This window comes from Pseudoalteromonas sp. ABE4_541, assembly GCF_056312285.1.
The window spans coordinates 61215-86996 of record NZ_JBSVEM010000001.1 but is presented as its reverse complement, the minus strand read 5'-3'; the positions used below and the strand labels follow the sequence as shown (position 1 = coordinate 86996).

The 25782-nt window shown below is 43.7% G+C and carries 23 protein-coding genes; 4 read left to right on the top strand and 19 right to left on the bottom strand.

What is annotated here, in order from left to right; all coding sequences use genetic code 11:
* Positions 1-58: 58 nt before the first annotated feature.
* Positions 59-997, bottom strand: coding sequence for a zinc-binding dehydrogenase (locus ACW689_RS00375; protein WP_476287464.1), 939 nt, complete (start codon positions 995-997; stop codon positions 59-61).
* Between the two features lie 140 nt (positions 998-1137).
* On the opposite strand from ACW689_RS00375, the gene ACW689_RS00370 reads away from it, so the two are divergent.
* Positions 1138-2685, top strand: a complete 1548-nt coding sequence (locus tag ACW689_RS00370) for a methyl-accepting chemotaxis protein (protein WP_476287462.1) — start codon at positions 1138-1140, stop codon at positions 2683-2685.
* 67 nt (positions 2686-2752) lie between these two features.
* Here ACW689_RS00370 and ACW689_RS00365 read toward each other — a convergent pair whose 3' ends face one another.
* The 4 genes from ACW689_RS00365 to rluD form a co-directional block, all read right to left on the bottom strand.
* The gene (locus ACW689_RS00365; RefSeq protein WP_476287460.1) at positions 2753-3523 is read right to left on the bottom strand and encodes a response regulator; all 771 of its coding nucleotides are present in this window, start codon (positions 3521-3523) and stop codon (positions 2753-2755) included.
* A 402-nt stretch (positions 3524-3925) separates the two neighbouring features.
* Positions 3926-6499: an ATP-dependent chaperone ClpB gene (gene clpB, locus ACW689_RS00360; protein ID WP_476287458.1), complete on the bottom strand. Its 2574-nt coding sequence runs from the start codon at positions 6497-6499 to the stop codon at positions 3926-3928.
* An 87-nt stretch (positions 6500-6586) separates the two neighbouring features.
* The gene (gene pgeF, locus ACW689_RS00355; protein WP_476287456.1) at positions 6587-7312 is read right to left on the bottom strand and encodes a peptidoglycan editing factor PgeF; all 726 of its coding nucleotides are present in this window, start codon (positions 7310-7312) and stop codon (positions 6587-6589) included.
* An 11-nt stretch (positions 7313-7323) separates the two neighbouring features.
* Complete coding sequence (gene rluD, locus ACW689_RS00350; RefSeq protein WP_476287454.1) at positions 7324-8301, bottom strand: 23S rRNA pseudouridine(1911/1915/1917) synthase RluD; 978 nt, start codon at positions 8299-8301, stop codon at positions 7324-7326.
* 123 nt (positions 8302-8424) lie between these two features.
* Here rluD and ACW689_RS00345 point away from each other — a divergent pair, with 123 nt between their 5' ends.
* Positions 8425-9183, top strand: coding sequence for an outer membrane protein assembly factor BamD (locus ACW689_RS00345; protein ID WP_476287452.1), 759 nt, complete (start codon positions 8425-8427; stop codon positions 9181-9183).
* Positions 9184-9286: 103 nt separating this feature from the next.
* Here ACW689_RS00345 and glnB read toward each other — a convergent pair whose 3' ends face one another.
* Entirely contained in the window at positions 9287-9625 is a 339-nt protein-coding gene (gene glnB, locus ACW689_RS00340) for a nitrogen regulatory protein P-II (protein WP_476287450.1), read from the bottom strand.
* 130 nt (positions 9626-9755) lie between these two features.
* Between glnB and ACW689_RS00335 the strand changes: the two genes are divergently transcribed.
* Together ACW689_RS00335 and ACW689_RS00330 are read left to right on the top strand one after the other, a co-directional pair.
* A complete protein-coding gene (locus tag ACW689_RS00335; protein ID WP_476287448.1) occupies positions 9756-10301 on the top strand; it encodes a GspH/FimT family pseudopilin in 546 nt (181 codons plus the stop codon).
* An 80-nt stretch (positions 10302-10381) separates the two neighbouring features.
* On the top strand, positions 10382-10912 hold the full coding sequence (locus ACW689_RS00330; protein ID WP_476287446.1) for a GspH/FimT family protein: 531 nt from the start codon (positions 10382-10384) through the stop codon (positions 10910-10912).
* A gap of 27 nt (positions 10913-10939) precedes the next feature.
* On the opposite strand, the gene ACW689_RS00325 is transcribed toward ACW689_RS00330, so the two are convergent.
* From ACW689_RS00325 to murJ, 13 genes are all read right to left on the bottom strand, one after another.
* On the bottom strand, positions 10940-11359 hold the full coding sequence (locus tag ACW689_RS00325) for a type IV pilin protein (protein WP_476287444.1): 420 nt from the start codon (positions 11357-11359) through the stop codon (positions 10940-10942).
* On the bottom strand, positions 11346-14375 hold the full coding sequence (locus tag ACW689_RS00320; RefSeq protein WP_476287442.1) for a pilus assembly protein: 3030 nt from the start codon (positions 14373-14375) through the stop codon (positions 11346-11348). Before ACW689_RS00320 ends, ACW689_RS00325 begins: the two co-directional genes overlap by 14 nt.
* Before the next feature lie 3 nt (positions 14376-14378).
* The gene (locus ACW689_RS00315) at positions 14379-14852 is read right to left on the bottom strand and encodes a pilus assembly protein PilX (RefSeq protein WP_476287440.1); all 474 of its coding nucleotides are present in this window, start codon (positions 14850-14852) and stop codon (positions 14379-14381) included.
* Complete coding sequence (locus tag ACW689_RS00310; protein ID WP_476288290.1) at positions 14840-15835, bottom strand: PilW family protein; 996 nt, start codon at positions 15833-15835, stop codon at positions 14840-14842. Before ACW689_RS00310 ends, ACW689_RS00315 begins: the two co-directional genes overlap by 13 nt.
* Before the next feature lie 2 nt (positions 15836-15837).
* Positions 15838-16395, bottom strand: coding sequence for a type IV pilus modification protein PilV (gene pilV, locus ACW689_RS00305; RefSeq protein WP_476287438.1), 558 nt, complete (start codon positions 16393-16395; stop codon positions 15838-15840).
* A 96-nt stretch (positions 16396-16491) separates the two neighbouring features.
* Positions 16492-17157, bottom strand: a complete 666-nt coding sequence (locus ACW689_RS00300; protein ID WP_476287436.1) for a LytR/AlgR family response regulator transcription factor — start codon at positions 17155-17157, stop codon at positions 16492-16494.
* Positions 17157-18179 (bottom strand): sensor histidine kinase, encoded by a 1023-nt coding sequence (locus tag ACW689_RS00295; protein WP_476287434.1) that lies wholly within the window; start codon positions 18177-18179, stop codon positions 17157-17159. Before ACW689_RS00295 ends, ACW689_RS00300 begins: the two co-directional genes overlap by 1 nt.
* A 14-nt stretch (positions 18180-18193) precedes the next feature.
* Positions 18194-19123 (bottom strand): 4-hydroxy-3-methylbut-2-enyl diphosphate reductase, encoded by a 930-nt coding sequence (ispH, locus tag ACW689_RS00290; protein ID WP_476287432.1) that lies wholly within the window; start codon positions 19121-19123, stop codon positions 18194-18196.
* A complete protein-coding gene (fkpB, locus tag ACW689_RS00285; protein ID WP_476287430.1) occupies positions 19123-19563 on the bottom strand; it encodes an FKBP-type peptidyl-prolyl cis-trans isomerase in 441 nt (146 codons plus the stop codon). The genes ispH and fkpB overlap by 1 nt, the downstream gene beginning before the upstream one ends.
* Positions 19560-20060 (bottom strand): signal peptidase II, encoded by a 501-nt coding sequence (lspA, locus tag ACW689_RS00280; RefSeq protein WP_476287428.1) that lies wholly within the window; start codon positions 20058-20060, stop codon positions 19560-19562. The genes fkpB and lspA overlap by 4 nt, the downstream gene beginning before the upstream one ends.
* Before the next feature lie 9 nt (positions 20061-20069).
* Positions 20070-22895, bottom strand: a complete 2826-nt coding sequence (gene ileS, locus ACW689_RS00275; RefSeq protein WP_476287426.1) for an isoleucine--tRNA ligase — start codon at positions 22893-22895, stop codon at positions 20070-20072.
* Between the two features lie 21 nt (positions 22896-22916).
* Complete coding sequence (ribF, locus tag ACW689_RS00270) at positions 22917-23843, bottom strand: bifunctional riboflavin kinase/FAD synthetase (RefSeq protein WP_476287424.1); 927 nt, start codon at positions 23841-23843, stop codon at positions 22917-22919.
* A gap of 126 nt (positions 23844-23969) precedes the next feature.
* Positions 23970-25544 carry a murein biosynthesis integral membrane protein MurJ gene (gene murJ / locus ACW689_RS00265; RefSeq protein WP_476287422.1) on the bottom strand — a complete coding sequence of 525 codons (1575 nt, stop codon included), beginning with the start codon at positions 25542-25544 and terminating at the stop codon, positions 23970-23972.
* Between the last annotated feature and the right edge of the window lie 238 nt (positions 25545-25782).

Genomic DNA, 25782 nt, shown 5'->3' with positions numbered 1-25782 from the left:
AAATATCCTCGGCCAAATTAGGCATTGCCAAACGTTATGGGGGCACGGATAAGCAAACTCAAGTCAGTATAATAACTTTTCCACTGTGTTCCCCATTTTCCATAAAGCGGTGCGCTGCACAGATATCATTTAGCATGAATTTTTCACTTACGTGAATGGTTAGTTTGCCACTTCTATACGCATGATACAATTGAGTGAGATCAGCGCCACTGGCGTGTACAACCATTTTCTGGCAATCAATACTGCGACTTTTAGCAAAATCACAGACTTGCTCTTGAGTAATCGTAGGCACAGTCACCACAGCACTACCCGGCTCTAGATTAGCAAGCAAATTAATTGCATTTTCTCCACCCACTAAATCAAGTAATTGCCCTACTCTGGCCTCACTGTAAAATGCATCATAATCCAATGTTTTAACCCCGACAGATTGAAACATTGTATGCTGCGCTCGATGTGTTACAGCAACCACTTGCCTACCTTGCATAAGCGCCAGTTGTAATGCCAAATGGCCAACACCGCCCGTCGCGGCGTTAATATACAAAGGTTGCTGTGGCAAAATGGGTAATAGCTTTAAAGCTTGCAGTGCAGTTAAACCGCTCAAACAAAGACCTGCAATTTCTGGATTTTCTTTCTTATCTAAAACAATTATTTCCTTGTGACTAACATCAACTTGCTGAGCATAACACCCGGGGTTAAGCGCAAAACCAACCATCCCAATGACCCAATCACCTAGCTTAATGTGTGGCACATCGGCGGCAACTTCGCACACCTGACCATAAAGATCATAGCCAAGACCCATAAACTGCTCATCTGGCTTTTGACTCGCAACAAACCCCAACCCCATTCTAGTTTTAATATCGATCGGGTTCACACTCGTCGCACACAGGTCGACCCTTACATGACCACTTTCTAAGTTACCCATTTTGTGCTCCACACTGCTAATCTGTGCCGCATCGCCAAAATCTGTAATGCCATAAACTCGTTTTGTTTTACTCATAACAGGTCGCTCTGTTCTCCAACTTGATAACTAGCTATAATCTAACACAATTAAGCAACATCTAATTCTCAAATCGATAATTCGTAAGTGATTAAGTCGAGCACTTGTTTACTAGCTCGAAGCCTGTTTAGGAGAACACAATGCGTCGTGGGCAAACAACCATCAATGAGGAGGTCACATTCGATGACTCTCAACAACTCGTCTCTACTACCGACTTAAGAGGCGTAACAACATATGCGAACGACGCTTTTTGCGCAATCTCAGGCTTTTCTCGTGAAGAATTAGTTGGCAAAAACCATAACATCGTGCGCCACCCAGACATGCCTAAAGCCGCATTTAAAGAACTCTGGGATAAACTCAAGGCTGGACATTCATGGCGAGGCGTTGTGAAAAACCGCTGTAAGGACGGCAAGTATTACTGGGTTGATGCATTCGTTACACCTATTTTCGAACATGGCCAGCTCACAGGCTATCAATCGGTGCGTGTTAGACCGAGCAATGAGTTAAAGCAAAGAGCACAAGCGCTGTATGATGCCGTCAATCAAGGTAAACGCATTTGGCATTGGAGTGAGCAACATACACTGCGAAGAGCACTCAGTGCAATATTGGTGCTTGTATCATGTGCCACAATTGGTTGGTCGGTTAGTATTGTGGCTGCCTTGCTGTTATTTTTTGTTTTTATCTCATTAATTGCTATCAACTACGATGAACTCATCAATACACCGGCAGAGCTAAAAACACAGCAGGCACAATTTGATTCAGTATCACGTTATGTCTACAACGGGCACGCTTCGTTTAGCGTCGCGCAATACAATCAAGGTATGCTGCAAGCAAAACTTCGTACCGTACTCGGTCGCATGAAAGATGCAACGTTCACTTTCAAAGACATTGCCGCAGGACTTGATAGTAAATCTAGCCAAACAGAAGCTGGCATTCAAGCACAGAGCCAACGTTTAAATTCAATTGCAACAGCTATGTCGCAGATGAGCAGCACTATAGGTGAAATCTCCGACAATACCGCTGAAACAGCTGGCAAAGTAGAGATAACACAACAGCATTGTGATGAAATCAAATCTTCCATGGCAGATAACGCCAACATGGTGAATACGCTCGCTGAACAAGTGGATGAAGCGGCTCAAACTGCTTCTTCTTTGGCCGACGAAGCCGACAAAATTGGTAAAGTCATGACGGAAATTGAAGGCATTGCCGAACAAACTAACTTGTTGGCACTCAACGCTGCCATCGAGGCGGCAAGAGCCGGTGAGCATGGCCGAGGATTTGCAGTTGTTGCTGATGAAGTACGCGCCCTTTCATCTAGAACACAAAATGCCACCAGCCATATCTACACCTCAATCAAGGAAATTCAAGATACGTTATTTAGTTGGTCAGAAGTGATGCAAAACACCAAAGACCGTGCAGACTCTTGTGCGCAAGCGAGCCAGCAAAGCCAATTAGCGTTAGAAAGCATTTTTTCGCAGATCAGTGATATTGCACAATCGGCGCAAGAGATATCCGCTGCAGCAGAGCAGCAACAGGTTGTAAGTATGGAGATCAACGGTAATATAAGTGATATTAGTGGGCACGGGGATGAAAACCTAGCACTGAGTTATAAAGTGGCTGAAGACGCTGCAAAATTAGTTGAAAGTGCCAACAAAATCTCTGGCATGCTGCTAACTTTTAAAGCTTAATTGCGAAGTAGCACATAATTTTAGGCTATTGATGAGCATTCAATAGCCTAATTAACCTCTTCTGAGGTTAATTATCTTGAATTAATTCGTTAACACTGTCGCCCAAACTTTCGAGTAAATACGACAACTTTACTTTAACCGCTTCATGCAACATGTCGTTATTAAACTTAATACCCATTTGGCAAACTTTAGCTGAACCCAATTTAGTATCGACTGCACTCAAACGCACAGGCATCCCATAAATAGGCTCAATTAGCATATTACCTTCTTTGTTTAAATCAAAAATGTCGAGCTCAATCGCATAGTTATTAAATAGATTTAAATCACAGCTATAGGGTAATTCAATCAACATACCGGTATGACTGATGTTTTTCACCGAGCCTGCCAGCTTTCTGTTGCTGGTTTGCACTCTCACTCGATGCTCCGGCATACCAGCGAGCCTCACGGCACCTCGACGGTTTGCACTGTTCCAAGACTTCTGAATGGCATCTTCAAGCTTTTCTGCGCTAAATGGTTTGACCACATATTGTGATACACCATTTTGAATAGCACTAAGCACATGCTCTTTATCTCCTAAAGAACTCATCATGATGAAAGGTATTTTTTTCATTTTGTCCGATTGTCGAACTGTACGAAGTAACTGGGCACCATCCATCTTTGGCATCTGCCAATCTGCAATTATGATATCGATTTCTCGAACACTGAGAAGCTCCAATGCTTCATTTCCATTAGTTGCCGTATAAACTGTATCTGCGCCCAATCTATTTTCTAGGGTATTACGCACTAAGTTCCGTACTAACTGACAGTCATCAACAACCAAAAAACTCACATCTTGCATCGAACGCTCCGCTTATAAAACTTCAAGAATAACCCCATAGAGACTCAACACCCCAGTTGTTTAGTTGTAGCACACAGAACCATATTCACAACCAAGGGGTGTGAACACCATTATTGCGCTTAACCGTTTTTATCATTATTTTTGGTAGGTGTAGTCAATGGCTTACTTCTCTAAAATTGAGAAAATACAAATAAAGCAATGACCTTTAGGTTTAGAAGCACCACGCTGACACCGCGTAAAGTGGTTGCAGCTAAAGTCGCTGTTTATTTGAGCAGGTGATTATACGCATTTTTCAGTATAACAAAACAATAAATATAGAAAAATGGCTTAGGCACAAGGTAAAAAGGAAGCTGTAAAAGGCAAAAAGCTCAGGCCTTATTTAGCCTGAGCTTCACTAACGGTTTATTTTACAAATACAATATCGTCGTTTTGTACATCAACAGTAATCGTATCACCACTGACAAACTCACCTGACAATAAACGCTGAGCCAGAGGGTTTTCAATGTATTGCTGCACAGCTCGTTTGAGGGGTCGTGCACCAAATACGGGATCAAATCCATTCGCTGCTATTTTGTCTAATGCCGCAGGGGTTAACTCAAACTGATACCCTTTATCTCTCAAGCGTGATTCAAGTTTGTCTAGTTGGATGCTAGCGATTTGCTTGATATGCTCATTAATCAGAGGATGGAATACCACAGTCTCGTCAATTCGATTGATAAACTCAGGCCTAAATTGCGTGGCGAGTACGCCCATCACACGCTCTTTAAGGGCTGCGTAATCATTACTACCCGCTTGTTCTTGAATAATGTCAGAACCCAAATTAGAGGTCATAATGATGACCGTGTTCTTGAAATCAACGGTGCGACCTTGACCATCCGTTAAACGGCCATCATCCAACACTTGCAGCAAAATATTGAACACATCTGGATGCGCCTTTTCTACTTCATCAAGCAGTACGACTGAGTATGGGCGTCTACGAACCGCTTCGGTTAAATACCCCCCTTCTTCGTAGCCAACATAGCCGGGAGGTGCCCCCACTAAACGTGCAACCGAGTGCTTCTCCATGAACTCTGACATATCAATGCGCACCATTGCATCTTCCGTATCAAACATAAAATGCGCCAGCGCTTTTGTTAGCTCCGTTTTACCAACCCCTGTAGGACCCAAGAACAAGAATGAACCGATTGGACGGTTAGGATCGGCAAGCCCGGCACGCGAACGACGGATTGCATTGGCAACAGCATTAACCGCTTCATCTTGGCCAATCACTTTTTTATGTAATTCATCTTCCATTTGCAGTAGCTTTTCACGCTCACCCTGGAGCATCTTGGCCACCGGAATACCAGTCCAGCGAGATAAAATTTCAGCAATTTCATCTTCACCTACTTGGTTTTTGAGCAAGCTCATTTCCTGCATTTCGGCTTGTGAGGCTAGGTCAAGCTTGCGCTCTAGCTCTGGTATGCGGCCATATTGAAGCTCTGACATGCGCTGCAAATCACTGGCTCGACGTGCCACGTCTAAATCTAAACGTGCTTGTTCGAGCTCCGCCTTAATAACTTGCGTGCCTTGAAGTGACGCTTTTTCTGCATTCCAAACTTCATCCAGTTCTTTGTATTCACTTTCAAGCTCTGTAATTAGCGACTGCATTTCTGTACGACGCTTTTGGCTGGCTTCATCTTTTTCTTTCGCCAGCGCATTGTCTTCCAATTTAAGTTGGATGATTCGGCGTTCCAGTTTATCCAACTGCTCAGGTTTTGAGTCTATCTGTAAGCGAATAGAGCTACCCGCTTCGTCAATCAGGTCAATAGCTTTATCAGGCAACTGTCTGTCACTGATGTAACGATGCGATAAGTTTGCAGCCGCTACGATTGCCGGATCGGTAATATCCACCGAGTGATGCAGTTCATAACGCTCTTTCAAACCTCGCAAAATAGCAATGGTATCTTCCACGCTTGGCTCGCTAACAAATACTTTTTGGAAACGTCGTTCTAGCGCAGCATCTTTTTCAATGTACTGACGATATTCATCTAACGTGGTGGCCCCCACACAGTGTAACTCGCCGCGTGCTAAAGCCGGTTTGAGCATATTACCAGCATCCATCGCGCCATCGGTTTTACCCGCGCCAACCATAGTGTGAATTTCATCAATGAATAAGATAACTTGACCTTCTTCTTTCGCTAATTCATTGAGAACAGACTTCAAACGCTCTTCAAATTCCCCTCGATACTTAGCACCGGCAACAAGTGCACCCAAATCAAGAGATAATACGCGCTTGTTCTTAAGCCCCTCGGGTACTTCACCATTGACAATACGCTGCGCGAGGCCTTCCACAATCGCCGTTTTACCAACACCTGGCTCACCAATTAACACTGGATTATTCTTAGTTCTACGCTGTAACACCTGAATTGTACGACGTATTTCGTCATCACGGCCGATAACGGGGTCCAGCTTACCTTGCTCGGCACGCTCAGTTAAATCTATCGTGAATTTTTCCAGTGATTGACGCGTGTCTTCCGCATTTGGGCTATCCACTTTTTGCCCACCACGAATGGCTTTAATAGCCGCTTCTATTTTAGGTTGAGTGATATGCAGTGATTTGAAAATATCGCCAAGTGGACCTTTATCTTCACAGGCAGCAAACACAAACAGTTCACTCGAAATATACTGATCTTTGCGTTTTTGCGCATATTTGTCGCACAAGTTAATCAAGGAAACGAGGTTATTTGACAACTGCACATCGCCACCAGCCCCCTCAACTTTAAATATTTTTTCTATGGCTTGAGATAATTTACTGTTCAGCTCATCGGCACTGACACCTGCTTGCGCAAACAAAGCTCGTACGCTAGAACCATTTTGTTGTAACAGTGCATACATTAAGTGGACGGGCTCGATAAATTGATGATCACGGCCAAGAGCCAATGACTGCGCATCCGACAGCGCAGACTGAAATTTGCTGGTAAATCTATCTAAACGCATGGGTATCTACCTATTAAAAACGATTACTAGTTAATTAATGGGTATGACAAGTCGAATGTTCAAGTAGAAAAAGTTTACAAAGTTTAATTATTTGCGCCAGATCAGAGAGGCCATCCGCCCCGTTTGGCCGTCTCTACGATACGAGAAAAACTGCGCTTGCTCAGTGACTGTACAATGTGTGCCACCAAAGATATGCTTTATTCCAAGTACATTGAGTTGCCTGCGTGCAATAGCAAAAATATCAGCAAGATACTTACTATTTGCTTGTAACATGAAGTCATTCTTATGCTCAGCATTGAGCGCACAAAATTGCTGCCTTACTTCCTCACCCACTTCAAATTGAGTTGGACCGATAGCCGGACCTAACCACGCGTATACGTGCTCATTGGGGGATAAAAAACGCTGCAGAGTGTTGTTGATGATACCTTGTGCTAATGGCCGCCAACCACCATGGATAGCAGCAACCTCATTACCTTTATAATCAGACAAAAGAATAGGTAAACAATCCGCGGTCATTATGGCCAATGGCATCTGTTTTAAACGCGTGTATTGGGCGTCTGCCTTAGGCCATGGTGTGGTGCCCTGATACTGGGTCACTTCTAAAACGTTTGCACCATGTACTTGCTCTAACCACTGTGCTGGTCTGGGTAAAAACCGCAGCAGCTGCTGCTGATTGGCATCAACACGTTGCTTATTATCACCCACATGATAACCAAGATTGAGGCTATCAAACGGCGATTGAGAAAAACCGCCGTTACGGGTTGTGGATAAGCCGCCAACTAAATGCTGTATTGGCCAATCAGGAAGCAACATAACCGGAACAGTTATAGAGAAAGATCTGGGTTGATCTTAGTATCTTCTCGCAGTGCTTGTGTCAAAATTTGCATATCTTCAGGCACTGGCGCTTCCCAAGTCATCATTTCACCCGTAATTGGATGAGCAATGCTCAACTTAATTGCATGTAGCGCTTGACGTTTAAAATCTCTCAGCTGGGCAAAAAGCTCTGGTGTTGCGTTACGCGGAGGACGCGGTCGTCCACCATATAGCTGGTCGCCAATCAATGGATGATTCAAATACGCCATATGAACACGAATTTGGTGCGTGCGGCCGGTCTCCAGACGCAAACGTAATCGCGTATGCGCTCTGAACTTTTCGGCAACACGGTAATGCGTTATTGCTGGTTTACCCATTTCATGAATGGCCATATGAGTACGTTTGGTGGCGTGGCGTCCGATTGGTTTTTCAACCATGCCGCCAGCTGTCATTGTGCCATTACAAATCGCTTCATATTCACGGGTAAAGTTTTCACGCGCTTGTAAGTTTTTAACTAAATGCGTTTGTGCTTGAATGGTTTTAGCCACCACCATCAAACCCGTAGTGTCTTTATCAAGGCGGTGCACAATACCAGCTCGTGGCACATTGATGATATCTGGGTGGTGGTGCAATAATGCGTTAAGCACTGTGCCATCCGGGTTACCAGCGCCTGGATGAACAACCAACCCCATAGGTTTATTGATCACCAAAATATCATCGTCTTCATAAACAATATCTAAAGCAATATCCTGCGCTTCATACTCTCTGGGTGCTTCAATCTGCGTTTCAACTGCGACCACCTCTCCACCTAGTAATTTTTCACGAGGCGTGTTTAGCACTTCACCGTCAACGGTTACTTTATCGTCTAAAATCCAAGTTTTTATTCTTGAACGTGAAAAATCGGGGAACAATTGCGCCAAAATTTGGTCTAGACGTTTACCGCCTAATTCGGTGGGGACTTCAGCTTGAAGGGAAATTTGCTCTGACATCTGTAACTTTACCTAATTTACCAGTGCAAGCTGTGCTCGACTGGGTTAGAATCGCATAAATGCATAGTTTACTCGGTTTTACCGACTTGGCCTAGCCGAAGACAACAAAGGTAGTAAAATAAAATGATAAAAAACTTAGGGAAGCGCGCCTTTGCCATTGTAGTAAGCGCCTCATTTTTGGGCTTAGCGGCCTGCTCTTCAGCGCCAGAACAAGATGAAATAGAACGCGTACCAAATAAATCAGCACAAGCGCTTTATGACGATGCCAAACAAACACTAGACTCCGGCCTCTATGCTCGCGCAATCGAGCTACTAGGCGCCATCAACTCTCGATACCCTTTTGGCCCTTATTCTCGCCAAGTACAAATGGATTTAGTGTTTGCTTATTACCAAACAGGTAATACCGAACAAGCGTTAGCGCAAATTGACCGCTTTATTCGCTTGAATCCAAACCACAAAAATTTAGATTACATGTATTACATGCGAGGTCTGGTGAACATCAAAGCAGATGAAAATGCTTTTCAAGATTATTTTGGTGTAGATAGAGCAGACAGAGATGCTAACCGAACTCGTGTAGCATTTCAGGACTTGTCAACCTTAGTTAAGAACTACCCTGATAGCGCTTATGTACCTGAAGCGAAAAAGCGCTTAGTGTGGCTGCTCAATAAAATGGCACGCTATGAACTGAAAGTTGCCCAATATTACTTTGAGCGTGAAGCTTATTTAGCCGCAGCCAATCGTGGCAAATATGTCGTTGAACATTACTCTCAAAGCAGCTATTTGAACAATGCACTTGAAATCATGGTAAAAAGCTATGACAAATTGGGATTAAACGACTTAAGCGAACATGCTCGTCAAACATTAAAGCTAAACAAGCGATAAGCTGACAGTTTAGTGTTAATCACTAAATAAAAGCTAACAAAAAGCCCCACTTTAAAAGTGGGGCTTTTTGTATTTGAACGTTGAAGAAAATATTAACGCTCGTTTAAATTGCTTCTTCGTCTTCTTCACCCGTACGAATACGAACAACACGCTCTACTTCCGTGACAAAGATCTTACCATCACCGATTTTTCCTGTTTGAGCCGTTTTTAAAATAACATCAATTGCACGATCCACATCTTCATCTGCGAGCACAATGTCGAGTTTTACCTTCGGTAAAAAATCAACCATATACTCAGCACCACGATACAGCTCTGTGTGGCCTTTTTGGCGACCAAACCCTTTTACTTCACAAACAGTCATACCGGTTATACCAATATCTGATAATGCTTCTCTTACATCGTCTAATTTAAACGGTTTAATAATGGCTTCTATTTTTTTCATGGCTCTATCATTTCCTGTGGTCGTGCGTCGATTTTAATCAATCCTAAAAACGTTAGCAAACAAAGTCATTGCTTTGGCGGTAAAATCCACGCGATAATGAACAAAATTAAAGTAAGACCAGTTGTTCATAATGAGAACACCACAAATAAAAACGAGTGGCTTTACTCTGCTTGAATTGCTTACGACCCTAGCAATTTTAGCAGTTTTGGCTGCAATCGCTTTTTATGGCAATAGAGATTTAATTGGTTCTGAGCGTGCTGAGGCCCATTTACTTGAGCTAAAAAAAAGTATTAGTTTTGCAAGAGCAAAAGCGGTTGCCAGTGACAGTATCGTTATTGCCTGTCCTGTCGATGCATCTCGAGTAAACGGGAATGACTTAGCCTGCAATGGCAATTGGTCAAGCTCCGCTATCGCAGTATTTAACGATCTAAACAATAATGGAAAATTTGAACAAAGCAGCGAAACCTTGCTACGAGTTATCGATCCCATTATAGAAGGTGACGCCTTATACTTCGCATCAGGCGTAATTCGTTTTGAAGGGAGTGGCCAAATGACATCCCCCATTGGCACCTTCATATACTGTCCAAAAGGCAATACAGCTCAGAATCAAGCACTCTCAGTGACTTTATCGGGTAATGCGCTATTCAATGGCATTTCGAGCTTGAGCTGCAGATAAACTTTTACCTGCCTACATTGCATTTAAAAACCCCTTAGACTAGGTTTTAATGCATATCAATTTGATTGCGAGCGCCAAGGATGGACAAATGCAACCGGCCCTATCAGGCTGGACTCTCTTTATTTGAGCAATTGGTGGTACTAGCTATACTATCGACTTTATTGACTCTAGCACTTTCAAGCTATGGTGAAATTTTTTCTGAGCACCGCCCCGAACATGGCTTGAAGCAAATTAAACGGGCATTGGTATTTGCCAGAGTCAGAGCGCTTTCTACAGGGGCCCAAACAACCGTTTGTCATTTAGAGCATAATCGTTGTGTTGATAACCATTGGCACGAGTCCATTTCTGTGTTTGTCGACCGCAAAGAGCCAAACGTGCTAGACAAAGACGATACACTGCTGCTCGAAATCGATGCGATCCCTAAGCAAGATAAACTCGCTTATCCTCGTCGAGCGGTTGTGTTCAATTATACAGGTGCGATAAAAGGCTTCACCAATGGTACTTTTGTTTACTGTTTACCTGAACATGAAGGAGAAGCTTCGGGTTTGGAGATGAGCGTAAGCAACTCTGGTAGAGCAAGGATCCGAGACACAGATAAGTGCCCGCTATAACTTGATTCAAGGTTAATTAACTCCAACCTAGCGTTGCCAGCATTGCTCATTGGTTGCACTACCAGAACTCAGCTTTTGACCAAGGTGATTCACTTTGAGTGACGTGCATTTTTTATCGCCCGCTACCGGACCCGATACGGCACTGGCCACTATCTCAAACTCATTGTCTTTGCTGGTCACTGAAATAGCATAGTAGCCATTGGGCGTTTTCTCTGGCACACCGATATCTTCCAATACATTTGCGTATTTTCGGTTATCAACAAAATACTGCTCCTGACGGTTTGCTGCATCAAGCAGCAAAGTCATCGCCTCTGAACGCGCTGCGCGCGCAAGGTGATCTTGATAACTTGGGTATGCAAAAGTCGAAACAATACCCACAATCGCCAAAACCACGAGCAGCTCCAATAGCGTAAAACCTTGCCCCTTAGTGCAATCATTTTTCATCATTAAGCTCTTTTTTGTATATGTACATTTGTCTTGTTGTTAAACCAAAATCAACCTGAGGACGAGTTAAGGATATTTTGCCGTTGATCACGACTGGCACTGAATCAAGTAACTCGGAAGGTGTCCACGGAGTACCCGTTGAAGGACCATTCCCCGGTGATTTATCCTGTTCTGTTTTTATTGCTGGACCAACCATACGTACCACGGTTTCGCAATCATTTTGCCCCTGTGCTTTTTCACAATTAAAGTACACTTTCGGTGTATCCGGTACAGTATGAGTCGTCTCAAATCTCAGTTCATCATACACTTGGGTTCCGTAGTGCAAATGAAAGGCGTATAAATTACCCGTACCCGTTGATGCTTTGCAACGGCTCACTTCGCTGGGGGGGGTGTACGATGTAAAATAGGCAATTCCACCTGCAACCGTCGGAGCTGCCAGCGATTTTTCATTGCCTGATAGTGCATATTTCCAACCTTTAAATTGCCCCAACTGCGCCTCTACATCCGTAAAACCTCGCACATTATCTAGTTCTGCGGCAAATGGATCTTGGGTTATATCCATCAGCTCATTGAGTTGAATTGTTGATGGCACGTTTGTTTGAAAAGACTGCGTCACAGTATGCTCATCTCTTATCATCACTAAATAATCTTTTGTGCCTGTTGATAATGGTCTAGAACGATTTCCAGAACCAAGCATCACGGCTTCATAAGGTGTGTCTTTACGCGTTTTTACATTACCATCAGAAGTCGAGGTCACTGTAACTTTACTGAAGTAAGTTCTTGCAACTGCGGGCTTGTAGAAAAACCGCCTATCCCCAGTACCTCCGGGCTGGCCAAGCTGAGCAAGCTTAAAATGCGTCCATTTTTTATCATTGTCAGTTGGGTTCGCACCTGGCATGTCCACCCGCCAAACATCTCCACCTGTATCGGCAAAGTAGAGTCTATCAGTATAGCCATCATAATTTGAGTCCAACATTGCAACATCACCGGGGACACTATGCTTACCTTTAAAGCCATTTTTTGGGGTTAAAGACCAAACAAGACTACCTGTTTGAGCATCAATAATAAAAATACCCCGGCCTTTACCATCTACACTGCTCCCATTATCTTTATTCGTATCGTAACCCGCCCCAAAAATAAGCACGGGAGATTTACCTCGGTTTTCGATATAAGTCACTTCGGGCTTTGACCAACTTTGATTTAACTCTTCAAAAGTGCCTGAGCCGCCCCCCAAGGGCTTGCCCCACATCATCTCAGGGTTATCAGGGTCTGTAATATCAAACGCATAGTAACGATTCCCCCCTCGGCGCATCCCCGCAAACAACCAAACTTCATCATCGCCGTTGACTTTGCCATTTTGGTCTACATCATGAAAATAAACTGTCAACGGCCCATCCATGCCGTATAGCTTAGTGTCTGGTTTTTTAACTCGCGTGTTATAAATCACTTTAAACAAGGATTCAGGAATAAACGCCCAACTCTCTTCAACAGTATTGCCTTTGTCTTTAAACATGTGCAGTAACCCAGCATTGGTGCCAACAATAACGCGAATATCACCATTACCGTAATCCATAGTCACGGGTTTTGAATGCAAAGGATCGCCAAATATGTCAAGCCTGCGCTCTCGCCAAACACCATCTCTATCGTCGTCATCAACATCCCAGCCATATAGCCAATTGATGGTGTTTTTAACTTCGTTTTTGTAGACACCTAACGCACCTGCGAAACGGCGCAAATTACCGTATTGCCTTCTCCCTTCAGGCACAGTAAATGGTCGCAACGACCCATTGCCATAATCAGAGTAAATGGTACGATTTCGCTGCTTTTGCAATTGGTAGTTCACCCCACCTCGTTGAATATTGTTGCCATCTTGCGAACCACTTTCAGACCAAAATGTAGTCGCACTTGCAGCTATCAACCCTTTCTCGTCTAATGCAGCCGCACCACCCATATCAACCACTTTATTGTTAGAAAACTTCAGTTTTTTCAAGTTGCCTTGCCACCTGGTATGGGGTTCAGGGTGAAACATTGTGTAATACAATGCTTCCCCACTGCGGGTTTGATCTGAGCTACTGGTCGCAACCGAAGGTGCCGAAAAACTGTCATTCACCTGACGTATCACATCCAATTGCTTTTTAAGCGCATCGGTCAATTCATTAGGTGTATTTGCTTGGGTATAAATCCCTTTGCCCAATTGCGCGGCTTTCTGTAGCACCTCAGTGCCTTTTTGACTTACATCAGTGCCAAAGCCAATTGTATATACTCGGCCTTTGTCTTCTAAAACTTGGCTTTGCGGGTAGAGATCTTTTTTGCCGGCAATGATCTCAGCAAGTGCGGGTAGATAGCTATCGTGTAGCTTTTCCGCCGATTTGGCAAACGTACTATAATAAAGATTTGCGATGTTGTAATTGCTACCATCATCCGCGGATGGCTCACCATCAGTGATCATAATAATACTGGCTGAACTGGCACAAATATCTGGGTTATTCGCCACAGCCTGAAACGGTGAAATATAGCGATTACCTCGCTCTACACTGGTATCTCGGTATTGCCAAGGCACACCATAACCATAACCAACGTTGCCGCCTGAAAGGTACTCATATGCCTCCCACAACGATTCCGTCAACGGCGTAGAGCCTATCGCCTCTAATGCACTAATTTGGTATCTAAGCGCATAGTTACTCGCTCCTAGTCCCGCCAAAATGTATCCCCCCTGATCCTGATTAAAGCGCATTAAACCAAAATCAATGTCTGGATTACCGTTAATCAAGTCAGTAATAGCCTGTTTAGCTACACCTAACCGGTTATCTGGACATAAGTAATAACGTCCTCTGACATAGTCATAACCACAGTTATTACCATTGGTGCTAGAAAAAGCCATGCTGCCAGAGGTATCAAATATCACCATAACTTTGGGGGTTTGTTTTATGGCAACATCTTGTTTGATATACAGCTCAATATCATCCGCACACACTAAATGTGACGTAAATGCAATCAGTAATAATAAGCACCACTTCATGTCTTAACGTCCCTCCTTCACACTGAGCATTTCTTGTCCTATTCCAGTCACGACAGTAATCGTATGCTGAGACTTAGCGCCATAAGTAATCGTGGTTTCGAGTTGCGTCATATTGCAGGTTATCCCCGCTGTAAAGGCATAAGAGCGTGGACAATTAATCTCCATTGGCCCCTTATTCAAGCTAGTAACTGTGTTCACTGCACCATTTTGTCCTTTGAATGTGTTATTTCCTAGTTCTAGCTGCTGACGGCTACGTGTAAATAAACTATTGCCACCCAATGCGGTTTGTGTCGCAACCGCTCTTTGAACTTCACCCATCAACAAATTTTCCGCCTCTTCACGCTCTTGAACGGCATTGGAAATTTTTAAGTCAACACTGCTAGAACTCATTAGGGTTACAGCAATCGCACTCACCGCGACGATCATTAACATCGCACTGATCAGCACCACACCTCGCTGGTTATTTACAAACGCCATACGATACTTCCCATATTGTTAAGTCTTACTGTGGTTGAAAAGACGGTTCTTCTGAAATTGTCATTAAAGGTATGCACGCGCTTATCTGGATCTGAACCCAAAATAAATGTGTTATTGCTGCGAGCTAAATCTGAGTCAGGCTCTAATGCTCTAACTAGAATAAAAATTTGGACAGTCAAAATACCATGTAAACGCTCCCAATCGGATGCACTCATGTCTTGAGTACTACGATAAGTATCCACTCGGTTGTCGCCATCCGTATCTAGACCAAAAACAAAACGTAAGTCTTCAACCCCCTCCATCACGGTTTCACTGATCATACCGCCATTGACTGTCAGCCGCCTACGCATCAAAACCGGAATTGATAACTTTTGGTTCCTAAGTGTAATATCCTGCTGTGATATGTAATAAACATGATGACTATATGGCCAAAGCGTTGAATTTACAGTTGGTAGAGAAAAACCATTGGTTTTTGTAGTGAACAAAGCACGCTCTTGATCGGCTACAAAGTAATAGCGATTATTTTGCATATTGTTTACACTTGCTAACTGCTTACCTTCTAAAAACTTGAGTTGAATTGCATCGGTGTTCTTCTTTGCATTAGATACACAATTGAGCGCACTGCTATCTGTCACCACACTGGCATATATGGAGCGAAAGTTCGCAGGACTCGTATCAGGAAAACTGCCATTGTTTATGCCTCCATAGCAATCTCCCCTTGGACTTTTTACTCCACCGCCCATGGCAACATTGTCGTCGTTGAATCCTTCTTCATAAAATGTTCCCCAAAATCCGACTTGTTCAATATCACGCTGTAGAATTGATAGAGTCAGCCTCCCCGCCTCTTGCATTTCCCCAATTGCCAAAGTATCCCGTGTGGTGGTCTTCATACTCACATAAGTTACACCGACCCCTGCTAAGATCAGCACGCCAATAAACATCGCAATTAATAATTCAACGATTGAAAAACCACGACTAACCATCATCACCCTCGCACCAAGATATAGCTATTTAAAACCACCAAACGGCGCTTATTGTTTTTTTCTCCACAACTAATCGACTGATTATCGACGCTTGCTTTCATCGCTTGTTTGCCTTGCCAAGCCACAACGACTTCAACGTTATACCCACGATTACGTGTACCCCCAACTGGCGAAGGCGTAATACAAACTGTGGTATTGTCCAATGCACCTGTATTTTCTCTAGCGCGTATTGCTTGACGCCAGTGCTCTATATCCATTGCGGCAATACTGGCAGCATCACACTGGCCGCTGAAGCATCGGTTGACTGGGTTAAGGGTGGTTTGACTGTTAAATACAACTTTGTAATGAGCCGATAATTGCAAGGTGTCATTAACTCTCAAACGCTGAATTATGTCGTTCGCTAACGCTATCGCAGCTGAGCGTTGCATCGCATCAAGGCTTGCTTGTTTCGCTTTTGCTTGAAGGGCCACAGCCCCTAACAAACCAAAACTAAGTACCATAAAAGCAATCAGCACTTCTAAAAGCGTAAAGCCTGCTTGTTTTGAATGTTTAAATGACATGTTCAATAAAATATAAATAACCTCACTTTATTGTATAAAGTGAGCGTCAACTTACAAGAAAGAAAGGAATTAACGGTTACTTTTGCCGATAAACGGTTAACCTAAGGATTGCAACTGCTGCCACGCACGACGACTAACAGCAATTTCGTCTGGAAAGCCAACAACAGACACCCAATACCCTTGCGTTGTGTTGTGTAGCTCAAAAATTGCAGCGCGCTTAACTAAGGTATTACGATGCACTTGCACAAAATGCTCAGGGTATTGCGCCAACAGCCCCTTTAAGCTGGTTTCTAAAATAATCTCTTCTTGACCAGTGAACAAGGTGGTGTATTTCTCATTCGCCTTGGCCACTAAAATATGCTCAACTTCAACCCACCTCGTTTGACCTCCCAGCAAATACTTTAACCGTGGGGGGAAAAGATGCGTCACCACTTTTTGTAACTGCTCAAGCGTAATAGGTTTGACAAGGTAGCCACTAGCAAAAACCGAAAATGCGTCTAATGCATACTCTGAGTGTGCCGTAACAAAAACCACTTTAGGTGGTTTGGCCAATAAACTAATGCTCTGAGCGAGTTCAAGACCATTCATTCCAGGCATATTGATATCAAGCAGTAAGAGCTGCGGCTGGTACCTTTCAATCAAAGCCAAAACTTGTTCTGCACTAGACTCTTCAGCGATACATTCAGTGCCCGCAATACCACCCATAAGCCGTTTTATGCGTTGACGAGCTAGGGGCTCATCATCTACGACCATATACTTCATCAGGTAGACTCCTTCAAAAAGGTTAATATGGCAGTATAGGTTTCACAGGTTTGCTCTGTATCGAACCTGGCTCGACTACCAAAATGCAACGCTAGTCGCGCTTTAATATTATCTTGGGCAATCCCCTCTCCGCTGTACTGATTTACTTTTTCTTGCGAGTATTGATTGCTGATCCTAAGCACAACCTGAGTCTTTGTTTCTAATAAATCTATGTCAATGCGTGTCACATTGCTGTGTGATTCCACCCCATAAACTATGGCATTTTCTAACAAAGGTTGAACACTCAGCACAGGCAAAGTGACTTCAGGAATATGCTTGGGCAAATACCACCGAACATCTAGTCGCTGCACATATCGCCAACGCTCTAAGTCAATATACTGACGTGCAAGATCGAGCTCTGCCCTTAAAGTCGTCAACTCACTCGTGCGCATAGCCGCTTTACACAATTGAGCGAGTGACAACACGGCTTGTTCCGCATCATTTTTATCCCCCTGCGTCAGCTCAGCAATCGTATTTAGACTGTTATACAAAAAATGAGGGCGGATACGCGCGCTCAGGGCCTCCAGCTCAATTCTTGATAACGTCTTGGTGGTTTGTAGTTTATCTAAAAAGATGCTCATTGAATGAATAAACAACAGCGACATTAAGAAACAAATCGCCATATTCTTCAACACAAATGACCACTCAAATATACTTGCCTGAGGGCTTGGCAAATATTGAATCAAAGCACTTAGCCCTGCGGTCATACACTGAAAAATAGCAATAATTATAAATACTTGAAAAAACAAGCTACAACGTGAAACTAAGTGGCGTAAGGCATATAAGATGCTAAACCCCAACACGCTCACACAATGAATAAACAAACTGAAAATGCCCAGTCGCACCCAAAAATCATCATAACTAAAAGGCGCTAGAGCCAAAATTGAAGCGAGAATTTGAGAGGCGACTAGCATGGCTAGTACGCCTCGATGGGTAATAATCGTAGGAATAAGCTGTGAAGTTAAATTGCTAGACTTTAACATCAAAGCTAAAAGTCTTAACGCAGTTCAACCGGAACGGCAAATACCACATTTTCTTCTTCACCCGGGTTTTCAACAACCGTGTTACCACCCAATTCTTTTAGGCGGTTTACAACTTGCTGAACTAATACCTCAGGCGCAGATGCACCAGCAGTCACACCAACTGACTCCACGTTGTGAACCCATTGTGGGTCAACACCTTGTGCATCATCAATTAAGTATGCTTTCGTGCCCATTTTATCAGCAAGTTCTCTAAGTCGATTTGAATTTGAACTGTTCTTTGCACCTACAACTAATAACACATCCACTTTATCTGCCAAATCTCTTACCGCATCTTGGCGGTTTTGTGTGGCATAACAAATATCATCTTTACGTGGGCCGTGAATGTTTGGAAACTTCTCACGCAACGCATCAATAACATCCGCCGTGTCATCCACCGATAGTGTTGTTTGGCTACAATAAAATAAGTTGTCAGCATCTTTTACTTGCAACTTCTCAACATCTTCAGGGGTTTCAACTAAATAAATACCACCTTCAGGGTTGTCGTATTGCCCCATCGTGCCTTCAACTTCCGGGTGACCATGATGACCAATCAGTACACACTCTGTCCCCTTTCGACTAGCACGCGTCACTTCCATATGTACTTTTGTCACTAATGGGCATGTCGCATCAAACACCTTAAGCTCTCTACGTTTAGCCTCTTGACGTACTTGCTGAGACACGCCGTGAGCACTGAAGATAACAATACTGTCATCGGGTACTTGATGCAGCTCTTCAACAAACACGGCCCCCCGATCACGTAGTCCATTTACAACATATTTGTTGTGTACAACTTCATGACGCACATAAATAGGCTTTTCAAAAATATCGAGCGCGCGCTCAACAATACTGATCGCTCTATCTACACCAGCACAAAAGCCACGAGGGTTAGCAAGTAAAATGTCCATTAGTTCTTCACCTCTAAAATATCCACTTCAAAGGTAACGGGTTGACCCGCCAATGGGTGGTTAAAGTCAACCGTAACAGAATCGCCCGCAACTTCACGAATTAAGCCAGGTAATTCAGTACCATCGGGTTGGGTAAAAGCAATAATACTACCAACTTGAGCCGGTGCATCAGTACCAAACTTACTACGATCCACATAATAAATATTATCTGGATTCGGCTGACCAAACGCGTCTTCTGGCTGCAAATCAAACGATTTACTATCACCCGCTTTTAAACCCAACAAGCACTTTTCAAAATTTTCAGTCAGGCTGCCATCTCCCATAAAGAGCTTAGCAGGCTTGTTGTGAACTTTCGTCGAATCTGCCGCCGAGCCATCTTCTAGTTTGATAGAAAAGTGAAACACAACTTCTGATTGTGGGCCAATCACTTGTTCACTCATGCCTTTTTCTCCTGTGCTTTATCGCCAGTAAAAGCGTCAAAAATTAACAATCCTGCGCCACCTACAATCGCCATATCTGCAACATTGAATGCTGGGTAATGCCAATTTTGATAGTAAAAGTGTAAAAAGTCGATGACATAGCCATGGATCAAGCGATCGATCAAATTGCCTAAAGCGCCCGCAAGCACCATAGAATATGCTGAACACAAAACCCAGCTACGGGCAGGTAATTTCTTCAACCAAAATAGCAGTAACACACTAATAGCAACTGCAATGGCACTTAAAAACCAACGCTGCCAACCACCGGCTTCACTTAAAAAGCTAAATGCGGCGCCATAATTATGCATGTAGGTAAAATTGAAAAATGGCAGGATCTTTATTGATTCATAAAGATCCATATTTTCAACAACAACGGCTTTGGTTATGTAGTCTACTGCAAAAAGCAGCAGACTCAGCCACAACCAGACTAAACCACTTTTTTGCGTTGTGTTAGTCACTCGTTGCTCCTATGCGAACTGGCGCTCTTCGCCGTCACCCTCAACGTTGCTAACACAACGTCCACACAATTCAGCATGTTCTTGGTGCTGGCCCACATCTTCGCAATAGTGCCAACAACGCTCACATTTGGCAGCTTCTGTTGCTTTGATTGCAATGTACAAACCATCAATTTCAGTTGCGATTGCATCTGCTGGTTTTGCATTTACAACCTCAACAGTCGCTTTCGACGTTAATAGTACAAAGCGCAGCTCATCACCAATTTTCTGCAATGACTCAGCTAAATCACCGCCTGTGTATAACGTGACTTCTGCTTGTAAAGTTGCACCGATCAGCTCTTCTTTACGCGCACTCTCTAGCACACGGTTCACTTCATCACGTACTTCTAGTAGGTTCTGCCAGTATTCGTTGTTAAGTTTACCTTCAGTGACATTTTCAAGACCTGCATACCATACATCGGTAAATACAAACTCGCCACGCTCACCCGGAAGAACTTCCCAGATCTCTTGTGCCGTGAAACTCATAATTGGTGCCATCCAACGCGTCATTGCTTCAGCAATGTGATAAAGCGCAGACTGACATGAACGACGAGCATGACTGTCGCTCTTCGCGGTGTATTGACGGTCTTTGATCACGTCTAAGTAGAATGAACCAAGCTCACCTGTACAGAAGTTCATCAGCTTTTGCGTTACAACTAACATTTGATAGTTGTCGTAGGCATTAATGATCTCTGTTTGCAATGCAGCGGCACTCGCCACAATCCAACGATCCAGCTCAACCATGTCTTCAACAGCAACGAGATCAGTCGCAGGATTAAAACCACTTAAGTTTGCTAGCAAGTAACGGCTGGTGTTACGGATACGACGGTAACGATCTGCTGAGCGCTTAAAAATTTCGTCAGAGACTGTCATTTCCGCGGTGTAATCCGTAGATGCAACCCATAAGCGCAAGATGTCGGCACCTAATTTATTCATCACGTTTTGCGGTGAAATAACATTGCCTAAAGACTTTGACATCTTACGGCCATTTTCATCTACGGTGAAACCGTGTGTTAATACCTGACGGTAAGGCGCATGACCATTAATCGCCACCGATGTCATCATTGACGACATAAACCAACCACGGTGCTGGTCTGAGCCTTCAAGGTAAAGATCCGCAGGGCCGGTTAACTCTTCTCGTGCATCCACAACACAAGCGTGTGTTACACCCGAGTCGAACCATACATCTAGCGTGTCTTGTACTTTAACGAACTGCTCGGCGTCTTCTCCTAGTAACGTTGCAGGCTCAAGGTCATACCATGCTTGAATTCCTTTTTCTTCAACCAACTTAGCAACTTGCTCAATGAGCTCGTTGGTATTCGGGTGAAGTGCGCCAGTATCTTTATCAACAAATAGCGCAATTGGAACACCCCATGTACGCTGACGAGAAATACACCAATCTGGGCGGCCTTCTACCATGTTTGCGATACGGTTCTCGCCCCATTCAGGGATCCACTGTGTTTTACCGATTTCGGCGAGTGAGTCTTTACGTAAGTTGGCTTGGTCCATGCTCACAAACCACTGCGGTGTTGCACGGAAAATAATGGGAGTTTTATGGCGCCAACAATGTGGATAGCTGTGCTGAAGCGCATGGTGGTGCATCAACACACCTTTTTCTGCCAACAGCTCTACAATGCTAGCATTTGCTTTAAATACGTGTTGACCAGCAAAGATAGGCGTATCAGGTAAGAACACACCGTTTGCACCTACGGGGTTAGCAACTTCTAAACCGTATGAAAGACCCGCGGAGAAATCCTCTGGACCGTGTCCTGGTGCCGTATGAACGATACCGGTACCTGAATCGGTTGTTACGTGATCCCCTAAGATAACAGGTACATCAAAATCTAAGAATGGGTGTGCTACTCGCAAGTTCTCAAGCGCTTGGCCTTTTACATAGCCAAGTACGTGATAATGATTGAAGCCAAAACGGTCCATTGCATCTTTAACTAGCTCAGAACCCAGTACGATACGCTGCTCTTTACCTTCGTCTTCCACTTGAACTAGTGCGTACTCTAAGCGCTCGTTCATCGCCACTGCGCGGTTAGCTGGTAAAGTCCAAGGTGTTGTTGTCCAGATAACAGTACATACTCCACCCTTACCTTCATGACCCTCTGCCAATTCAAACGCTTTGACCACCGCGTCTTGATCGACAAAGTCAAAACGTACATCGATCGCTGGAGATTGTTTATCTTGGTATTCTACTTCTGCTTCAGCCAATGCTGAACCACAATCGGTACACCAATGAACAGGTTTAGCACCTTTATGAAGGTGACCATTCTCGATAATGCGACCTAATACACGAATTGCATTCGCTTCAAAGTCAAAGTTCATGGTCAAATAAGGCTTATCCCAATCACCTAGTACACCCAAACGCTTGAAGTCAGCTTTTTGACCATCTACTTGTTTGGCAGCGTAAGCACGGCACTTTTCACGGAACTCCGCCGCAGAAACTTTATGGCCCGGTTTACCTACTTTTTTCTCAACTTGAAGCTCGATAGGCAGACCGTGACAGTCCCAACCTGGCACGTAAGGCGCGTCAAAATCAGACAATGTTTTAGACTTAACAATAATGTCTTTTAGGATCTTGTTAACTGAGTGACCTAAGTGAATATCACCATTTGCGTATGGAGGGCCATCGTGCAAAATAAATGGCTTCTTACCTTTTTTCGCGTCACGAATTCGACCATATAAGTCTTTTTCATACCAAGCTTTCAGCATTTTTGGTTCGCGTTGCGCTAAGTTTCCGCGCATTGGAAACTCAGTTTCCGGTAGATTCAAAGTATGTTTGTAGTCGCTCATTTATCCTAGTTTCCGTATCGCCTACTTAAAATTAAAACATTGTTTTGCAGCGGCAACATCTTGAGCGATCTGCGCTGTAAGCTGTTCCAATGTATCGAATTTTTGTTCATTGCGAAGCTTTTGAATTAGCTCCACTTGCATAAAATGTCCGTAGACATCTTGGTTAAAATTAAATAAATGTACTTCAAGCAGGGCTTTTGTACCATTCAAGGTCGGTTTATTCCCGACATTAGCAACGCCTTCATATTGTTTACCATCCAGCGTCACCCTAACCGCATATACCCCTTTTACTGGGTTTACTTGCCGTTTAAGTGCAATATTTGCCGTGCGAAAGCCTAATTCCCGGCCTTTTTTCCAACCATGTATAACACGCCCAGAAATTGCATAGGTATGGCCCAGCATTTCATGGGCCTTATTGAGCTCTCCGTCAGCAAGAGCTTGTCTTATCAGTGTACTGCTTACTCGGTGATCATCTCTACGAAAGCTCGCAGTGCTCTTCACATGCATATTATGAATATCACCAAGGCGCTTAAGCATATCGAAATCGCCTTTGCGACCTTTACCAAAACGGAAATCGTCGCCAACTGTCAGTGCTTTAACTCCCAGTTTTTTCACTAAAACTTGCTCAATAAAGCTTTCAGCCTCTTGACTAGCAAACTTGCCATTAAAGCTAACGCAAATCACGCGATCAATACCTAGTTTTGCCAACAAAGCAAGCTTGTCACGTAATCGAGTCAAACGAGCTGGCGCTTTTTCTTTTGCAAAGAATTCTTGAGGTTGCGGCTCAAATAACATCACTGTACTAGGCAACCCATATTGCTTAGCATCGTGTTGAAGCCCTTTAAGAACCTCGACATGGCCCAGATGCACACCATCAAAGTTACCGATAGTTAACACACAACCAAAGTGATGTGGCCGAATGTTATGGATACCTCTGATCAGCTGCATAGTTTCAATGCCTTAAATAGTGCAATCGTTGAAAGTGAGCGATTATACCCAAGTTGCTCAAAAATGCGAACATCTAGGGCCTGTGAATCTTTGTAAGCATTTAAGCATTATGATTACCTATAGCTGTCACGGTGTTTCACGGACATCTTTAATCGTTGAAAGTCGAACACCAAAAATCCACATTAAACCAAAATAACAGATAGCCGCCAAAGCCAACAAAGCGCATAACAAGGTGATTTGTTGCATCAAAGGCCACGCTTGCCAAGCATATAACATCGCAACATACCGCACACTTAATGCCATCAACATGGCCGAAGCAACGCATTTGAGTGCAAATAGCCAAGTAAACTTTGAAATATGGTACACATCACTGTGACTGAGTTGGCGATAAAGCAAAAATGCGTTACAGCTTGCCGATAAGGATGTAGCCAAAGCTAATCCCAAGTAACCGATGAATGGGGCCAATATAATGTTGAAGAGCATATTTAAAACGAGCGTGACAATACCAATTTTTACTGGTGTTTTGGTGTCTTGACGGGCATAAAAGCCTGGTGCCAATACTTTGATCAGCATAAAACTGACAAGCCCCACCGAGTATGCCGCCACGCCATAGCTCACCGCTTGAACGTGATCGACTTCTCCACTCGAAAACGCGCCGTGGTCAAACAACACAGAAATAATGAGCGGACTGATGACCATCAACCCAAACATGGCAGGAAATCCTAAGAAAAGAACGAAGCGTACGCCCCAATCTAAGGTTTTTTGAAAATCATCCAGTTTATCCCCCGCATGTAGTTTCGAAAGTGCAGGCAAAATGACCGTCGCGATACCAATACCAAAGAGGCCTAGCGGAAACTCAATCAGTCGATCAGAGTAGTAAAGCCAGGCAATAGAGCCAGTTACAAGCAATGATGCGATGATCGTATCTAGTAACAAATTAATCTGACTAATAGAGACACCGAACATAGCGGGTAACATTAGCTTTCTAACTTTTGTAACCTCATCGGAACGCCAAGCAAACTGTGGCTTTTGCAGCATGCCTAGGCGGTATAAAAAAGGCAATTGGAAAGCAAGCTGAACAACTCCCCCCAAAAAAACCCCCACAGCAAGTGCGTAAGCACTTACATCAAATTTATCGTGCAAGAATATTGCGCAACTAATAATGGATATGTTTAACAAGACGGGCGTAAATGCCGCAACCGCAAAGCGGTTATAAACATTCAAGATGGCACCACTTAGTGCCACTAAACTGATAAAAAATAAATATGGAAAAGTCAGCTTTAACAAACCACTGGCTAACACAAACTTATGGGCGTTTTCACCGCCTTGCCACCAGTCAATAAACCAGCCAGTGCCAAATAAGGCCGCAATCACAGGTGAACCAATCACCCCGAGAAAAGTCACACACAACAAAATAGTACCCAGTGTACCCGCTGCTTGCCCTACAAAAATGCGAACTTTGTCATCTCCGTGCTTTTCTTTTATCTCCGACAACACAGGAACAAACGCTTGAGCAAAAGCGCCTTCGGCGAATAAGCGGCGTAAAAAGTTTGGAATTCGATTAGCGAATAAGAACACATCCGCAGCTAACCCCGCACCGAGCAAATTTGCGACAACTGCATCGCGAACTAGCCCCATAATACGCGAGATCATCGTCATAGCACTTACTATCATGCCAGACTTAAATAACCCTTTGGCCACCCTTTTCTCCTTATGATTCAAACCCGACAATTATGCCATAGGATGGCGAAAAACAGGCAAAACATTTATCTAAGCACCATGTAAGTATAAAAATTCTTAACCTAACACTATGTGAACGATGTAAGGTTTGTTACAATACGCGCCATTAATCGCAGCAACCGGGGAGTTTCTTTGGTATTGGTGTGATTCAAATGCCTGCAATTACTAAATGCCAAGTGCATTTTTGCCGAGGTTTTAG

Excerpts from the sequence above, each read along its gene's own strand:
- ACW689_RS00375 (WP_476287464.1), bottom strand. The coding sequence starts at position 997 with ATGAGTAAAACAAAACGAGTTTATGGCATTACAGATTTTGGCGATGCG.
- ACW689_RS00370 (WP_476287462.1), top strand. The coding sequence starts at position 1,138 with ATGCGTCGTGGGCAAACAACCATCAATGAGGAGGTCACATTCGATGAC.
- ACW689_RS00365 (WP_476287460.1), bottom strand. The coding sequence starts at position 3,523 with ATGCAAGATGTGAGTTTTTTGGTTGTTGATGACTGTCAGTTAGTACGG.
- clpB (WP_476287458.1), bottom strand. The coding sequence starts at position 6,499 with ATGCGTTTAGATAGATTTACCAGCAAATTTCAGTCTGCGCTGTCGGAT.
- pgeF (WP_476287456.1), bottom strand. The coding sequence starts at position 7,312 with ATGTTGCTTCCTGATTGGCCAATACAGCATTTAGTTGGCGGCTTATCC.
- rluD (WP_476287454.1), bottom strand. The coding sequence starts at position 8,301 with ATGTCAGAGCAAATTTCCCTTCAAGCTGAAGTCCCCACCGAATTAGGC.
- ACW689_RS00345 (WP_476287452.1), top strand. The coding sequence starts at position 8,425 with ATGATAAAAAACTTAGGGAAGCGCGCCTTTGCCATTGTAGTAAGCGCC.
- glnB (WP_476287450.1), bottom strand. The coding sequence starts at position 9,625 with ATGAAAAAAATAGAAGCCATTATTAAACCGTTTAAATTAGACGATGTA.
- ACW689_RS00335 (WP_476287448.1), top strand. The coding sequence starts at position 9,756 with ATGAGAACACCACAAATAAAAACGAGTGGCTTTACTCTGCTTGAATTG.
- ACW689_RS00330 (WP_476287446.1), top strand. The coding sequence starts at position 10,382 with ATGGACAAATGCAACCGGCCCTATCAGGCTGGACTCTCTTTATTTGAG.
- ACW689_RS00325 (WP_476287444.1), bottom strand. The coding sequence starts at position 11,359 with ATGATGAAAAATGATTGCACTAAGGGGCAAGGTTTTACGCTATTGGAG.
- ACW689_RS00320 (WP_476287442.1), bottom strand. The coding sequence starts at position 14,375 with ATGAAGTGGTGCTTATTATTACTGATTGCATTTACGTCACATTTAGTG.
- ACW689_RS00315 (WP_476287440.1), bottom strand. The coding sequence starts at position 14,852 with ATGGCGTTTGTAAATAACCAGCGAGGTGTGGTGCTGATCAGTGCGATG.
- ACW689_RS00310 (WP_476288290.1), bottom strand. The coding sequence starts at position 15,835 with ATGGTTAGTCGTGGTTTTTCAATCGTTGAATTATTAATTGCGATGTTT.
- pilV (WP_476287438.1), bottom strand. The coding sequence starts at position 16,395 with ATGTCATTTAAACATTCAAAACAAGCAGGCTTTACGCTTTTAGAAGTG.
- ACW689_RS00300 (WP_476287436.1), bottom strand. The coding sequence starts at position 17,157 with ATGAAGTATATGGTCGTAGATGATGAGCCCCTAGCTCGTCAACGCATA.
- ACW689_RS00295 (WP_476287434.1), bottom strand. The coding sequence starts at position 18,179 with ATGTTAAAGTCTAGCAATTTAACTTCACAGCTTATTCCTACGATTATT.
- ispH (WP_476287432.1), bottom strand. The coding sequence starts at position 19,123 with ATGGACATTTTACTTGCTAACCCTCGTGGCTTTTGTGCTGGTGTAGAT.
- fkpB (WP_476287430.1), bottom strand. The coding sequence starts at position 19,563 with ATGAGTGAACAAGTGATTGGCCCACAATCAGAAGTTGTGTTTCACTTT.
- ileS (WP_476287426.1), bottom strand. The coding sequence starts at position 22,895 with ATGAGCGACTACAAACATACTTTGAATCTACCGGAAACTGAGTTTCCA.
- ribF (WP_476287424.1), bottom strand. The coding sequence starts at position 23,843 with ATGCAGCTGATCAGAGGTATCCATAACATTCGGCCACATCACTTTGGT.